This is a genomic window from Paenisporosarcina sp. OV554 (assembly GCF_003058165.1).
Taxonomy (GTDB): domain Bacteria; phylum Bacillota; class Bacilli; order Bacillales_A; family Planococcaceae; genus Paenisporosarcina.
Genome location: NZ_QBUC01000004.1, coordinates 57,573 through 73,195, shown reverse-complemented (window position 1 = coordinate 73,195; position 15,623 = coordinate 57,573). Strand labels below are relative to the sequence as shown.

The window sequence follows — 15,623 nt, the reverse complement described above, 5'->3', positions numbered from 1 at the left end:
CCAAGCGGAAAGTACCAATTTAGCTCGACTCCGACGGTGGAAGAAACGAATCGCAAACTTGTTTTCGAATGAGTTTCTGAAGCGGAGGTGCGAGTTGGCGCTTGTAGCTAGACAAAAAGTAAAGCGGAAATTGCCACTTAGTGCTTGAAGCAGACATAATTGAGATCGAGTAGGAAATCCCTGCTCGATTTTTTTTGTACTTATTGATACTATGAAGGTAGAACATGAACAAAGGGGGGACATCTGATGCTACTCGGAAAGAAACGTAAACTAGGCCGAAAAGTCGAAGATATGTCAGTGGGAGAAAAGCTGAAACTAACAGAGAAAATTGAAGACAAAGATTTACTTTTATATTTAGGATTAACCAACGATGGCAACCCATTGTATATTCAACATGATTTTGCCTCTCAAACTGTATATGAAAAACCAATTGTTCCTGCTATCATGCTTACAGGAATCGTGACCTCAGCCGTCTCGAAATATTTACCAGGACCGGGTTCGCATATTGTTGAACAACATTTAACCTTCCCAAAACCTGTGTACCACTACGCAACGATAGATTTCCTGCTACAAGTTATTTCTGTTGATGTCGAGAAAAACTTGGTAGAAATTGAAGTACATGCAACCAACGAAGCTGGAGATACCGTAATCGAAGGGAAAATCACTTCAACTCCACCGCGCTTAGAAAATCACTTAACATCTCAATCAATGGATAATTTCTAAATAGATCATTCGGTTTAAGATGGGGGTTTTAAATCGATTGTGGAGGCAAAAACATGACAAAGAAAATTCTAGTAGTAGATGATGAAAGTTCAATCGTAACATTGCTTCAATATAACTTGGAACAAGCGGGATACACTGTACTAACGGCGAGCGATGGGATGGAAGGCTATAACGCGGTACTTGAAAGTAAACCTAATCTCATTGTCCTTGACCTGATGCTTCCTAAAATGGACGGCATGGAAGTTTGTAAAGCATTGCGTCTGCAGAAAATCAATACACCTATTATTATGTTGACCGCTAAAGACGATGAATTTGATAAAGTATTAGGACTCGAATTAGGTGCGGACGATTATATGACTAAGCCATTTAGTCCTAGAGAAGTAACAGCTCGTGTTAAAGCAGTTCTAAGAAGATCTACAGCCACAATTGAAGAAGTACCTCTAAATGCAGATTCGTCTTTTGAATATGGTTCACTACGAGTATATCCAGATAGTTTTGAAGTTTTCTTACGAGATCAATCATTAGAATTTACTCCGAAAGAATTTGAATTGCTTGTGTACTTGATGGAAAATAAAAACCGTGTGCTCACTCGTGATCAGCTACTAAGTGCTGTTTGGAACTATGATTTCGCCGGAGATACACGAATTGTCGATGTTCACATTAGCCATCTCAGGGAAAAAATCGAAGAAAATAGTCGGAAACCGATTTTTATAAAAACAATTCGAGGTATAGGGTACAAATTTGAGGAGCCAAAAGTGGTATGAAATCGCTTCAAGGAAAAATAGTCATGACCTTTACAATAGTTGTGGGTTCCATATTAGCTGGCTTAGGTATTATATTAAGTCAGCTTTTTCCTGTATATGTGGAAGAATCGGTCCGATCAAATGCTGTTAAAAAAGCAGATGAAATTTCATTGGTTTTCCAGCAATCTAATATCAGCTTAACCGATGACCAAAAAGATGAAATTACGAACATTCTTTCAAATGACCATTTGGGTAGCGATTTTAATGATGTTCGCCTACAGCTGTGGAAAGTATTATTGATTGTTTTACTAATTGCATTTGTCATTACCATCGTTTTTACGTATCGACTGACTAAGCGCTATGCACAACCTATTGATAATGTTACAGAGGTCGCAATAGAACTTGCTAAAGGTAATTACAGAGCTCGAGCGTATGAAGATGATTCACTGAGTACCGCACAACTTAGTACTTCAATCAATATACTTGCTCGGAATTTACAAGATTTGTTTAAAGTCCGTGAAATGGAAAAGGAACGATTAAAAACACTCATTGAAAACATGGGTAGTGCACTAATGATGATTGACCGTGATGGACAAATTAGCATTGTTAATAAACCTTTTGTAGATCAATTTGATTTCAGTTTGCAAGAGGTGCAAAACCAATTATTTAAAAGCGTGGGGTTACCTGAAGAGCTGAAGAAGTTTATTGATTATGTGTTTTTAATGGAATCTTCTTCTCGTAAACAATTGACTCTAGTCATTCAACAAGAACTTCATCATATGGAAGTATACGGAGCACCAGTCATTGGGGAACACGGTCGCTGGCTAGGTATTGTGATTGTCATGCATGATATTTCAGATTTAATACGACTCGAACAAATTCGAAAAGATTTTGTAGCTAACGTATCCCATGAACTACGCACTCCGGTTACTTCGATAAAAGGTTTCTCTGAAACGCTAATTGATGGAGCTATGAATGATGAGAAAACATTGCTAAGCTTTTTGGAAATAATCAATAAAGAAAGCAATCGATTACAGATGTTAATAGAAGATTTACTTGAACTCTCAAAAATCGAGCAACATGGTTTTTCTGTAGAGTTCTCTGAAACTAATTTACGCGAAGTCATGGTACGTGCAGCAGAAATGACAAGCCCAAGTTTAGACGAGAAAAATATGACATTTGTCGAGAATATGGAACGAAATGTAATCGTTGACGGAGACATGAATCGTCTCATTCAAGTGGTCATGAATTTGTTAACAAATGCGATCACCTATTCTACAGAAAACACGTCTGTCCATTTGTCCCTTCATGAAAGCGATACTCATGGCATCATCATTATTCGTGATGAAGGAATCGGTATGGATAAAAAAGAGATTCCACGAATATTTGAACGGTTTTACCGTATTGACCGTGCGAGAAGTCGCAATTCAGGCGGGACTGGTCTGGGTCTTGCGATAGTCAAACATTTAATTGATGCGCATCATGGGCGGATTTTTGTTGAAAGTGAGCCTGGTTTCGGGACTCAATTTAAAATACTTATTCCTAAAAAACAACCATCTTAACATGTTCTTTACAAGTACTTCATAATAAGTTCATAGTGCTTTGTTAAGCTATTTATGAAACCCCCTAAAACCGCATTTAGTAGAAAAAAGAGTTCTCATTGAGGACTCTTTTTTCATGAAGAATTCTGTGAAATCAAAGTTGTTAAAACTAATTCGCTTTAATATACATATCAACAGTCAAAGAACAAAAAAGGGGATATACATCCCGCAAGAGCGTGAAGAATGAGCCACAGAAGTATGTGGTTTTCATTCGTGTTGGCTCATACGGAACGTGCTGCAAGCGCAAATGTACGATAAACGAAAGAATCGTTTAACAGACCCTATTATTTAAACCAATGTGCAACAGGAATACACCAAGCAATTGACCAGCTCTATGGTTCAGGCTTTTTCTTAAGGCAATGATGTATCGATTCCAACTTGCAGCGCAATTTTTCCAACTTGGACCCCGAAAATTCCAACTGAGCGATCGCTCACCGCAAATTCGAGCTTTATGCTGAAGATTTCTGCAAGTGGTCTCTAGCTCATCCGTTCAAATCTTAATGAAGTTAGTCATAGCAAGGGACGTCATTTTCTTTTCATCTACCTTACATGGTAATATGAAGGAAGATGACGTTTTTTACGAATAGAGGAGTGGAAAAGTTTTGAGCAAAAACAAAGTTTTATTACTAGATGGGAATAGCTTAGCGTATCGAGCATTTTTCGCGCTTCCATTACTGACAAATGAACACGGAATACATACAAATTCTGTTTATGGGTTTACTATGATGTTACAAAAAATAATAGACGAAGAACAACCAACTCATATGCTAGTTGCATTTGATGCAGGAAAAACTACATTCAGACACACAACGTTTGGGGAGTATAAAGGTGGACGTCAAAAAACTCCGTCCGAGCTTTCTGAGCAGTTTCCTTACTTACGTAAGCTTCTTACAGCGTATCAGATCCCTCAATACGAGCTCTCGATGTACGAAGCGGATGATATTATCGGAACGCTGAGTAAACAGGCTGAAGCAAAGGGAGAAGAAGTAATTATTGTCTCTGGTGATAAGGATTTAACTCAACTTTCTTCAGATACAACAACTGTTTATATTACTCGTAAAGGCATCACTGATATGGAGAAATATACACCAGCTCATATTCTAGAGAAATATGGGATAACACCTAATCAAATTATTGATATGAAAGGCTTGATGGGTGATTCTTCAGATAATATTCCAGGTGTTCCTGGCGTCGGAGAAAAAACAGCGATTAAACTATTAATGGAACATCATTCTGTTGATGGTGTTTATGAAGGCATCGATCAGCTAAAAGGAAAACTGAAAGAGAAACTAGAAGCCAATGAAGAACAAGCGAAGATGAGTAAAATACTGGCAACAATCGAAACAGAGGCACCCATTACAATTGGCCTCGATGATTTATCGTACAAAGGACCTGACATGGAAGAAGTCATTAAAATTTGGCAAGAGTTGGCCTTCAAGTCGCTACTTGAAAAAACGACGTATGCACAAGTAGAAGAAGTAAAGTCTGAAATAACATTTACTCAGTTGACCGAAATAACGGACGAGAATTTGTCTGATGAAATGGCTGTTCATTTAGAGTTATATGATGAACAATATCATACTGCTGATATGTTAGGTATTGCACTTGTTGATGACAAACATGCTTATTTCATCAAGGTCGAAGATGCATTTGCATCAGAATCATTCCGTACGTGGCTAGCCGATGATAGTAAGAAGAAAAGATTAGTTGATTCAAAAGCATCACTTGCAGCGTTTCACCGAAACGATGTATTGCTCGATGGAGTTGAATTCGATTTTGTCCTAGCTGCATATATCGTTAATCCAGCAATAACGTCTGACGATGTCGCGGTATTATCTCGCGAATTCGGTTACGGTGATGTATTTACCAATGAACAAGTATACGGAAAAGGAGCAAAAAAATCGGTTCCATCTGATGCAGAGTTAGGTGAACATATTGTTAGAAAAGCAATGGCAGTTTGGAATTTGAGAGCAGTAATGGATCAAAAATTAAAAGACAATGAACAATACGAACTTTATCAAGAACTTGAGTTACCATTGGCAACCATTCTAGGGAAAATGGAGTCTGATGGTGTGAAAGTGGACCGTCAAACTCTTGTTGATATTGGTGAAGATTTAGCTGGAAAGTTAACGGAGATTGAACAAACGATTTATCATGCAGCTGGAGAGACTTTTAATATTAATTCACCTAAACAACTAGGTGTCATTTTATTTGAAAAACTAGGACTTCCTGCATTGAAAAAAACGAAGACAGGTTATTCAACTGCCGCAGACGTTTTAGAAAAATTAGAAGGCAAACATGAAGTGATTTCACATATTCTGTTGTTCCGTCAATTAGGGAAGTTACAGTCTACGTACATCGAAGGATTATTGAAAGAAATTCATAAAGATGATGGTAAGATTCACACGAGATATCAACAAGCTCTCACACAAACAGGACGTTTAAGTTCAACCAATCCAAATTTACAAAACATTCCTGTGAGACTAGAAGAAGGACGCAAAATTCGTAAAGCGTTTGTTCCTTCACAACCAGGTTGGGTTTTATTTGCTGCAGATTATTCTCAAATCGAGCTGCGTGTTTTAGCACATATGTCAGATGATGAAGAATTAATCGACGCTTTCCGAAACGACTTAGATATTCATACAAAAACGGCAATGGATGTTTTCCACGTGGAAGCTGATGCTGTAACGTCTGACATGCGTCGTGCAGCTAAAGCAGTAAACTTCGGAATTGTTTATGGAATCAGTGATTATGGATTGTCACAAAACTTATCTATTACACGTAAGGAAGCTGCTGAATTTATCGATCGTTATTTAAAGAGCTTCCCAGGTGTTAAACAATACATGGATGATATCGTTCATGATGCTAAGAAATCAGGATTTGTTACGACGATTTTAAATAGAAGAAGATACTTGCCTGATATTACAAGTTCAAACTTTAATTTGCGAGGTTTCGCTGAACGGACGGCAATGAATACACCTATTCAAGGGAGTGCCGCGGATATTATAAAGAAAGCCATGATTGATATGGCTGCTCGTTTAGAGAAGGAAAATTTACAAGCAACTATGCTACTTCAAGTACATGATGAATTGATTTTTGAAGCACCTCCAGAAGAAATTGCGATATTAGAAAAAATCGTACCTGAAGTGATGGAACATGCGATTGAATTAAAAGTTCCACTCAAAGTGGATTATGCGTATGGTCTAACTTGGTACGATACGAAGTAAGGGGGCAAAAAAATGCCTGAATTACCAGAAGTCGAGGGAGTCGTAAATGCTCTTAAACCTGTAGTGACTGGAAAAACCATTGAAGAAGTCACTCTTTCACAAGTCTTAGAAGTGTCCCGTAAGGCGGGGAAACAAGCAATCATCAAAGGAACCGAGCTTGCTGATTTTCAGCAAGAACTAGCAGATGCAAAAATTATTCAAATAGTAAGAAGATCAAAGTATATCTATTTTCATTTAGAGAAAAATCACCAGAGTAAGTTATTAGTGAATCATCTAGGAATGTCTGGGGCGTGGTTCTATGTTCACGAAACGCATGAAATTTCAGAAGAGAAATTCAGAAAACATATTCATGTGATATTTAAACTAAATGACGGCATGTTGTTGGTATATGCAGATATTCGCAGGTTCGGCGAAATGCGTTTACTTGAATCAGAAGAACAATTCCCTCCATTATTACTAATGGCTCCCGAACCGTTCGATTACTCGGCAATAGACCATTTTCTAGACTTGACTAAGCTTGTTAAATACCAAAACAAGTCTATAAAAGAAGTGATTATGGACGGGCAAGTTATTTCTGGATGTGGCAATATTTATGCTACCGAAGCATTATTTCGAATGCATATTCATCCAGCGAGAAAAGTAAATCGTATAAGTCAAAAAAGACTTTCTGAACTTTTTGAAACAGTAGTCGTTGTATTAAATGAAAGTATTTTGGTTGGTGGGAGCTCAATATCAGATTATCGCAACATCAATGGTGAAGCGGGCAGTATGCAACATAGATTACAAATGTACGGCAAGAAACAATGTCCACATTGCTTAGTCCCTACAAAACAACGAGTGCTAGGAGGACGAAACTCTTGGTACTGTCCTTCATGTCAACGATAAGAGGGTGAACATACAATGATTATAGGATTAACGGGAAGTATTGCGAGTGGTAAAAGCACGATTTCAGCCATGTTAAAAGATAAAGGATATCCGATAATCGATGCTGACTTAGTAGCTCGATTAGTCGTAGAACCAGGCACATCAAATTTACAAGAAATTGAGCGTGAATTTGGATCTTCCGTAATAAATAAAGATGGCACATTAAATCGGGAAGCTCTGGGTAAACTGATTTTTAACGATCCAGCAAAAAGAAAACAATTAAACGACTTGATGCATCCAGCAATTCGAAGCGAAATGTTTCGCCAGCGTGATGAACATTTGAAAAGCGGTCAGAAAACCTTGATTATGGATATCCCTCTCCTTTTTGAGAGTAGACTGCAACATTTCGTTGATAAAATACTAGTAGTATCTGTAACCGAAGAAATGCAATTGCAACGATTAATGAATCGGAATTCTCTTTCTAAAGACGAAGCAACTGCAAGAATTCAGTCTCAATTACCAATTTCCGAAAAAGAAAAAGGTGCCGATGCGGTCATTTATAATAACGGCACTATTGAACAATCAAAGGAACAATTAGAACGAATATTGACTGAGTGGGACATATAATGTCCCGCTTTCTGAAAAATAGAACATTTCTATATTGCCAACTTTAGGTTTATCTTAATTTAAAATGTGTTATACTAATTTAAGAATAAAGACTAAAAGTAGAACATACTTGTAGGAGGATTTTTAATGCCAGCTTCTATCGCTATTAATGGTTTTGGCCGCATAGGTCGTATGGTTTTTCGTCAAGCTATTCTTCAAAATGATATAAATGTAGTGGCAATTAATGCTACATATCCACCAGAAACATTAGCACATTTGATTAAGTATGACACAAATCACGGGACGTTTTCCGCTGATGTTATAGTTGAAAAAAATGCATTAATCGTAAATGGTAAACGAGTGCAATTGGTAAGTGACCGCGATCCATTGAAGTTGCCTTGGAAAGAAATGAACATTGATATTGTTATTGAAGCAACTGGGAAATTTAATGAACGTGAAAAAGCAGCATTGCATTTACAAGCAGGGGCTAAAAAAGTAATTTTGAGTGCACCTGGAAAAAATGAAGACATAACAATTGTAATGGGTGTAAATGAAGATCAATTGAATATTGAAAAACATGACGTCATATCTAATGCAAGTTGTACGACGAATTGTCTAGCTCCAGTAGCAAAAGTATTGAATGATACATTTGGTATTGAAAATGGTCTTATGACAACTGTACATGCGTATACGAATGATCAAAAGAATCTTGATAACCCACATAAAGATTTACGACGTGCACGAGCTTGTGCACAATCAATAATTCCAACATCTACGGGTGCTGCGAAAGCGCTGTCATTAGTGTTACCTGAGTTAAAAGGTAAACTTCACGGTCTTTCACTCCGTGTGCCAACACCTAATGTTTCACTAGTTGATCTTGTAGTGGATCTTCAAACAGATGTAACAGTTGAAGAAGTAAACGCTGCATTTATTGAAGCTTCTAAAGGTGCTATGAAAGGGATTCTTGGATTTACAACTGAACCGCTTGTATCTATTGATTTCAATTCTGATCCACACTCTGCAATTGTGGATGGATTAACGACAATGGTCATCGGATCACGTAAAGTTAAAGTCCTTGCTTGGTATGACAATGAATGGGGTTATTCAGCTCGTGTAATTGATTTAACGAAAAAAGTTGGAGCAGCTCTAAAGGATAGAGTAATCGTATAAATAAGAATCCTTCCTGCTATTTTAACAGCAGGAAGGATTTTTTTCGTAATCTATTGCAATGTTGTTGAATACATCATATAATGTGAATCGTGTACTTTTAAAATATACACTGACTGCTTAAAGGGTTAGGACCTCTCTGGACTAACTTTCCCCCGTGGTAGTCTACTTTGATGATTCATCAAAAAATAATAACTTATCAAAGGGGGAAACGAACCATGGAAACAATGGGGCGTCATGTTATCGCAGAACTTTGGGAGTGCGAATTTGACAAATTAAACGATGTGAATTTCATCGAACGAACATTTGTTGAAGCAGCACTTAAATCAGGAGCAGAAGTACGTGAAGTAGCATTCCACAAATTTGCACCACAAGGTGTAAGTGGAGTCGTGATTATTTCTGAATCACACTTAACGATTCACAGCTTCCCAGAACACGGTTACGCAAGTATTGATGTATATACATGTGGCGATTTAGATCCAACAATTGCTGCTAAATATATTGCTGATGCACTTGGATCACAGACTCGTGAAATGACAGAAATTCCACGCGGTATGGGTCCTGTTACAGCGAGCAAACCTCTCGTAACAGCACATGCATAACACATAAACTGTTAAATGAGTAAGCAGAGGACGATATTCCTCTGCTTTTTCGATTTTTATGAATAATATTTGTTATAATAAGAACATTAACGAAAGCCTTAACCCAGGAGATTAAAATATGAGATGTCCAGCTTGCCAATATAACGGAACACGAGTCGTGGATTCTAGACCAGTTGACGACAATAAAGCAATACGCAGAAGAAGAGAATGTGAGGATTGTGGATTTCGCTTTACAACATTTGAAAAAGTAGAAGAAATGCCATTAATTCTAGTTAAAAAAGATGGATCACGAGAAGAGTTTAGCCATGAGAAAGTAATACGTGGTCTTATTCGTGCATGTGAAAAGCGTCCTGTATCTCTTGATATGCTTGAGGGAGTCGTATTCTCAATTGAAAAAGAGTTGCGTCGCATAGGAAACTCAGAAGTGAAGTCAGAAGATGTAGGCGAAATGGTCATGGACCGGTTAGCGAAAATTGATGAAGTGGCTTATGTACGTTTTGCGTCAGTTTACCGTCAATTTAAAGACATCAATGTGTTTATTGACGAACTAAAAGACTTATTAAAGAGAAATCCAGAAAACAAGTAGAAAGGAACAGGATGTTGTATGCAACTTTTATTTAAAGAACTTCAACCAGTAGATAGCTTCATCATCCAAATGCCTTATCCACTTGCTGATACAGATCGTCAACTCGTCACAATGTTGTACAAACCAATCATTGGCTCTGATGCTATGAGTCTATACTGCACTTTGTGGGCAGAATCCGAGAGCCATATTTCGGAACAATTATCACATTATTATTTAATGGATGTCTTAAACATGTCATTAAAAAAAATATTTGATGCACGTGTAGCTCTCGAAGCGATTGGTTTAATGAAAACATGGAAAAAAGATGATCATGACAAACGCATGTTTATATATGAAGTAGTTGCTCCGCTGGATGCCGCTTCGTTTTTCAGCGAGCCGATTTTGGCAACTTCCTTATATAGCGTAATACATGAAAAAGCGTATATACGTGTCAGAGAAAGATTTGTGAAAAAACAAGCTCAACAAAGCGGCTTTGAAAACGTCTCAAGAGATTTACAAGACGTCTTTAAAAGTAATCATGATTATACAAAACTAGGACATGTGTTTGATCCAGACCAAATGGAACAACCAAGTCGACCGAATAAATTACCATTTTATTCAATGGATTTTGATTTCGATTTATTAAAATCTGGATTATCTGAGGTAATGATTCCTTCAAGTGTTCTTACTTTATCGGTAAAAGAGTTAATTGCGAAAGTGGCTTTTTTGTATTCATTAAATGCTATTGATATGCAAAAAGTATTAATGATGGCTATAGATGATCAAAACCGTGTTACAGAAGAACGATTGAAAAAAACAGCAGCTGATTATTACAAGCTTTCGATTTCTTCAAAGCCACCTAGACTTACTCAAAAGCTACCTCAACAAAATAAAGTCGAAACACAAAATTTAGTGCTATCAAAAGACCAATCCTTAATAAAATATTTAGAAGATACACCACCTCTAGAAGTGTTGCGTGACTTATCTAATGGTAAAGAACCGATGCCAGTGGAAGTTGACTTAGCCAACGAGCTTATTTTTAAATATAGTTTTCCACCTGCAGTCGTCAACGTGTTATTGCAATTCGTATTAATTCGCGCCAAGATGAAACTAAATAAGAATTACGTGCACAAAATCGCAGCTCATTGGCAACGTGAAAACATTCAAACGGCTGAACAGGCCATAGAGATATCTAGGAAAGAACATGATCAATATCTGGATTGGCAAAATTCAGCGAAGACAGCAACACCTTACAAACGCAAAAATGTGCGTGATGAGAAAGTGCCTGAGTGGTTTTACAAAGCGAAAGAAACTCGCTCAACTAAACAATCAGTTGAGAATGAAGTAACCGAAGATTGGGAAACAAAAAAACAACAGTTGCTTGAGAAACTCGGTGTAAAAGAGGGGCAGGCGAAAACTAGTGGAACCAATAAGTGATACTTTAAAGCGTGTCGTTAATGCAGATGCATTTACAGAGCGATATGAAAAAATGAAATCAGAGATTCTAGAAAATCGTGGAGTTCAAGCATTTCTAGCAGAAAATGCAGAAGTTGTGAACAAAGGGATGGTTGACCGTGGTCTCGGGAAATTATATGAGTATACAACACAAAATCATGATTGTGAAACATGCGAAAACGTAGCTAACTGCGAAAACATCATGAAGGGCTATGTTCCTCAATTAACAATTATTCGTGGATTAATTGATCTTGACTATGCCAGATGTCGACAAAAAATTGTTGAGGACGAGCGTCGTGAAGTGTCTGCAATGATTTCAAGTATGCACATGCCAAAAGATGTGTTGAAAGCAAGACTTGCTACTGTTACTTATGATCACAATACTCGAGTTAATCTAGGAACAGCTGCCAGCACATTTATGGAAGAACTTAAAACAACAGGACAATTGCCTTCAAAAGGATTTTATATTTATGGAGAGTTTGGAGTCGGCAAATCCTATGTATTAGGTGCGCTAGCTAATGAGCTCGCTGAACAAAAAATTAAAACTGTTCTCGTTTATGTCCCGGAATTTTTACGCGAGATGAAACACGCTATCCAAGATCAATCACTTCAAGAGAAAGTCGATTATGTTAAAAAAGCTCCTGTTCTTATGCTTGATGATTTGGGAGCAGAAACATTATCAACTTGGACTCGAGATGAAATTTTGGGTACGGTACTGCATTATCGAATGGCTGAGAATTTACCTACGTTTATCACTTCGAATTTTGATTATGATGGATTAGAAGAACACTTAGCTTATTCCGGAAAAGGGGAGCGGGAGCTTGTTAAAGCCGCTCGTATTATGGAAAGAATCCGTTCGATAACCATACCAATGCGTTTAAGTGGGAAAAACAGAAGAGATGGATAAGAGGTAACATAAAAAACAACCAGACGATTGCAGTCTGGTTGTTTTTTTGTGGGAGAAAATGGGCGAAAGGGAATAAAACTCTGTTGAAAAGGAATAAAGGGTTGTGAACGGGAACAAAACCTCTGTTAGCGGGAATAAATGCATCTTGAATAGGATTAAATCAAATTGAGCAACAATAAACTTAAAGAGCTCTTCACATCACTAGATTCAAATATGAAACTAAGTATAGTATGCACTTTAATTATTCCGAATAGTACGAATATAAACAATGGAACAAAGAATCATTGACAATATCGACAACACATTTATAATTGAGATTGAGAATCGTTTTCAGTTACGATTTAATACATATCAAAGGGAGAGACATCCAGTGAAAAAGGCATTATTTCTAGTTTTAGCTTTTGCCCTACTTGTTTTATCAGCTTGTGGCAACGATACAACAACCAATAAGACCACATCGAACAAGGAGTCAAAAGAAACAAAAGAAACAACAGAAACAAACGAAAGCAAAGAAGTAAACCTATATACGGCACGTCATTATGATGTAGACGATGAGCTTTATGCAAAATTCGAAGAAGAAACAGGCATTAAAGTTAACGTCATTAAAGGTGAAGCAGATGAATTACTTGAACGTATTAAACGTGAAGGCGATGCTACTGAAGCAGATTTATTCCTTACTGCTGATGCAGGGCGTTTATACCGTGCTAAAGATGACGGGTTATTGCAAGCTGTCTCAAGTGACAAATTAGACGAACAAGTTCCAGCTAACTTCCAAGATAAAGATCAAATGTGGTACGGTTTAACAAAACGTGCTCGTGTCATTATCTACAATAAAGAAACAGTAAAACCTGAAGAGTTATCAACGTATGAAGCACTAACAGAAGACCAGTGGAAAGGTCGCGTCTTGATTCGTGGGTCTGAAAACGTGTATAATCAATCTTTGTTAGCATCTTTCATCGAAATTAACGGAGAAGACAAAGCTAAAGAGTGGGCTGCAGGTCTTGTATCAAACTTTGCACGTGATCCAGAAGGTGGAGACAGAGACCAAGCAAAAGCAATTGCCGCGGGTGTTGGTGACGTAGCAATCATGAATACGTACTACTTTGGTCAAATGTTAAATTCTGAAGATCCAGAAGAAGTAAAAGTGGCTGAAGGCTTAGGCATTTTCTTCCCGAACCAAGACACAACTGGTACACATGTGAACGTAAGTGGTGCTGGAGTAGTGAAAACATCTAAGAACAAAGACAATGCAATTAAACTTCTTGAGTTCTTATCAGCTCCAGAAGCTCAAGGTACATTTGCAGAAGCAAACTATGAGTACCCAGTAAATGAATCAGTTGAAGCAACTGAATTACTTAAATCATGGGGCGAATTTAAAGAACAAGATATTTCATTATCTGTTCTTGGAGATAACAATGCAAAATCAATATTAATCTTTAATGAAGTTGGTTGGAAATAAATAATATAAATGCCCTTGTTACGAGTACTCGTGACAAGGGATTTCTTGGGATTAGAAGAGGTGTTTGAAACGTGCAAAGAAGACTGGCAAATGTAAATGGGTGGACAGTATCAGCTGCAATCATTATGATTCTATTGTTTTTGCCGAACATAACGATAGTTACGGGAATTTTTTCGCCATCCAATGAAAACTGGGTACATATGAAAGAATTTGTTCTAGGGTCTTTTATACGAACGTCTCTCATTCTAATTAGTGCAACTGCTATATTAACAATCTCTATTGGATTAAGTTTAGCGTGGCTTATCACTCAGTATCAATTTCCTTTACGCGGCTTCTTAAAATGGGCATTGATTTTGCCTTTATCAATTCCACCGTTTATCGGAGCTTATACATATCATGGAATTGTTAACTACACGGGTGTTATTCAAACAACACTGAGAGATCAATTTGATATGGTCCTGAATCCAGCCCATTTTGATATCATGAATTTGCCTGGTGCAATATTTATTTATACGATGTTTTTATATCCGTATGTTTATACAATTACACGTGTTTTCTTGTCACAACAATCAGCTTCTCTCATTGAAAGTGCTCGTATGTTAGGGAAAGGTCCTTGGCGTACATTTTTCCAGGTCGTTATTCCGATTTCAAGAGTATCCATTATTGGTGGTGCAAGTTTAGTTGTGCTTGAAGTCTTAAATGATTATGGTGTCGTCAAATATTTCGGCATTCAAACATTTACGACGGCGATTTTTCAAACTTGGTTTGGACTAGGTGATATTGAATCATCAATTAAGCTTGCCGCATCCCTAATGGGGTTTGTCATCTTCATTTTAGTTATTGAAAAAGTATTACGTGGAAGACGTCAATACAGCTACTCCACAACAAAAGTGCGACCTCTACCACTTATTCAGCTAAAAGGATGGAAAGCAGGACTCGTAACTACTTATGGATTGATGATTTTGAGCTTAGGTTTCTTTATTCCAATCGCTCAATTGATTGATTGGATGATTTTAACGTTTGGAACAATTCCGATGGATGAATTTTTAACCTATGTGAAAAATTCAGTTTTAGTTGCTGGAATAAGTGCAACAGCAATAATCATTTTCGCGTTAATCGTTGGTAACTTTAGTCGTTTGGTACAAGGGAAAGTGGCGAAATTATTGCCCAAGCTTTCAATACTTGGTTATTCTATACCAGGAGCGGTAATAGCTGTGGCCGTTGTCACTGCATTCATCGCATTGGATCGCTTTTTAGTACCCTTGTATCAAATGATAGGTATTACAACAACACTGGTATTAAGTGTAAGTTTAATTATGTTAATTTCTGCATACATAATAAGATTCTTTGCGATAGGTTATAATTCCATTGAATCTGGATACGATAAAATAGGAACTGACTTCCGTGACGCTTCAAGACTTTTAGGTGTAGGCGTGACGAAAACATTTTTCAAAGTTGATGTTCCGATGTTAAAAGGTGCCATTATTAGCGGATTTATATTAGTCTTCATTGATATCTTAAAAGAAATACCGTTAACATTAATATTACGTCCGTTTAATTTTGATACTCTTTCTACAAAAGCATTCCAATATGCAAGTGATGAAAAAATTATGGAAGCTTCACAAGCTTCGTTATTAATTGTCGGTATTAGTGCCCTTGCCATTGTTGTTTTCTATAAGTTTCTTGAAAAGGAGCCGGATTGAC

The 15,623-nt window shown here is 37.2% G+C and carries 13 protein-coding genes; all 13 read left to right on the top strand.

Annotation, left to right across the window (positions count from 1 at the left end; all coding sequences use genetic code 11):
• The first annotated feature begins 246 nt into the window (after window positions 1-246).
• Entirely contained in the window at window positions 247-723 is a 477-nt protein-coding gene (locus C8K15_RS05075) for a MaoC/PaaZ C-terminal domain-containing protein (RefSeq protein ID WP_108585349.1), read from the top strand.
• A gap of 53 nt (window positions 724-776) precedes the next feature.
• A complete protein-coding gene (locus C8K15_RS05070; RefSeq protein ID WP_108585348.1) occupies window positions 777-1,487 on the top strand; it encodes a response regulator transcription factor in 711 nt (236 codons plus the stop codon).
• A complete protein-coding gene (gene pnpS / locus C8K15_RS05065; RefSeq protein WP_108585347.1) occupies window positions 1,484-3,028 on the top strand; it encodes a two-component system histidine kinase PnpS in 1,545 nt (514 codons plus the stop codon). Before C8K15_RS05070 ends, pnpS begins: the two co-directional genes overlap by 4 nt.
• Before the next feature lie 641 nt (window positions 3,029-3,669).
• Entirely contained in the window at window positions 3,670-6,294 is a 2,625-nt protein-coding gene (gene polA, locus C8K15_RS05060; protein ID WP_108585346.1) for a DNA polymerase I, read from the top strand.
• Window positions 6,295-6,306: 12 nt separating this feature from the next.
• On the top strand, window positions 6,307-7,179 hold the full coding sequence (gene mutM, locus C8K15_RS05055) for a bifunctional DNA-formamidopyrimidine glycosylase/DNA-(apurinic or apyrimidinic site) lyase (protein WP_108585345.1): 873 nt from the start codon (window positions 6,307-6,309) through the stop codon (window positions 7,177-7,179).
• A 15-nt stretch (window positions 7,180-7,194) separates the two neighbouring features.
• Window positions 7,195-7,785 (top strand): dephospho-CoA kinase, encoded by a 591-nt coding sequence (gene coaE / locus C8K15_RS05050; protein ID WP_108585344.1) that lies wholly within the window; start codon window positions 7,195-7,197, stop codon window positions 7,783-7,785.
• A gap of 126 nt (window positions 7,786-7,911) precedes the next feature.
• The gene (locus C8K15_RS05045) at window positions 7,912-8,934 is read left to right on the top strand and encodes a glyceraldehyde-3-phosphate dehydrogenase (RefSeq protein WP_108585343.1); all 1,023 of its coding nucleotides are present in this window, start codon (window positions 7,912-7,914) and stop codon (window positions 8,932-8,934) included.
• Window positions 8,935-9,149: 215 nt separating this feature from the next.
• Complete coding sequence (gene speD, locus C8K15_RS05040; protein WP_108585342.1) at window positions 9,150-9,533, top strand: adenosylmethionine decarboxylase; 384 nt, start codon at window positions 9,150-9,152, stop codon at window positions 9,531-9,533.
• Between the two features lie 118 nt (window positions 9,534-9,651).
• A complete protein-coding gene (gene nrdR / locus C8K15_RS05035; protein WP_108585341.1) occupies window positions 9,652-10,119 on the top strand; it encodes a transcriptional regulator NrdR in 468 nt (155 codons plus the stop codon).
• Window positions 10,120-10,137: 18 nt separating this feature from the next.
• Window positions 10,138-11,535 (top strand): replication initiation and membrane attachment family protein, encoded by a 1,398-nt coding sequence (locus C8K15_RS05030; protein WP_108585340.1) that lies wholly within the window; start codon window positions 10,138-10,140, stop codon window positions 11,533-11,535.
• Complete coding sequence (dnaI, locus tag C8K15_RS05025; RefSeq protein WP_108585339.1) at window positions 11,519-12,460, top strand: primosomal protein DnaI; 942 nt, start codon at window positions 11,519-11,521, stop codon at window positions 12,458-12,460. The genes C8K15_RS05030 and dnaI overlap by 17 nt, the downstream gene beginning before the upstream one ends.
• 370 nt (window positions 12,461-12,830) lie before the next feature.
• Entirely contained in the window at window positions 12,831-13,919 is a 1,089-nt protein-coding gene (locus tag C8K15_RS05020) for a Fe(3+) ABC transporter substrate-binding protein (RefSeq protein ID WP_108585338.1), read from the top strand.
• Window positions 13,920-13,990: 71 nt separating this feature from the next.
• On the top strand, window positions 13,991-15,622 hold the full coding sequence (locus tag C8K15_RS05015) for an ABC transporter permease (RefSeq protein WP_108585337.1): 1,632 nt from the start codon (window positions 13,991-13,993) through the stop codon (window positions 15,620-15,622).
• Window position 15,623 lies beyond the last annotated feature (1 nt).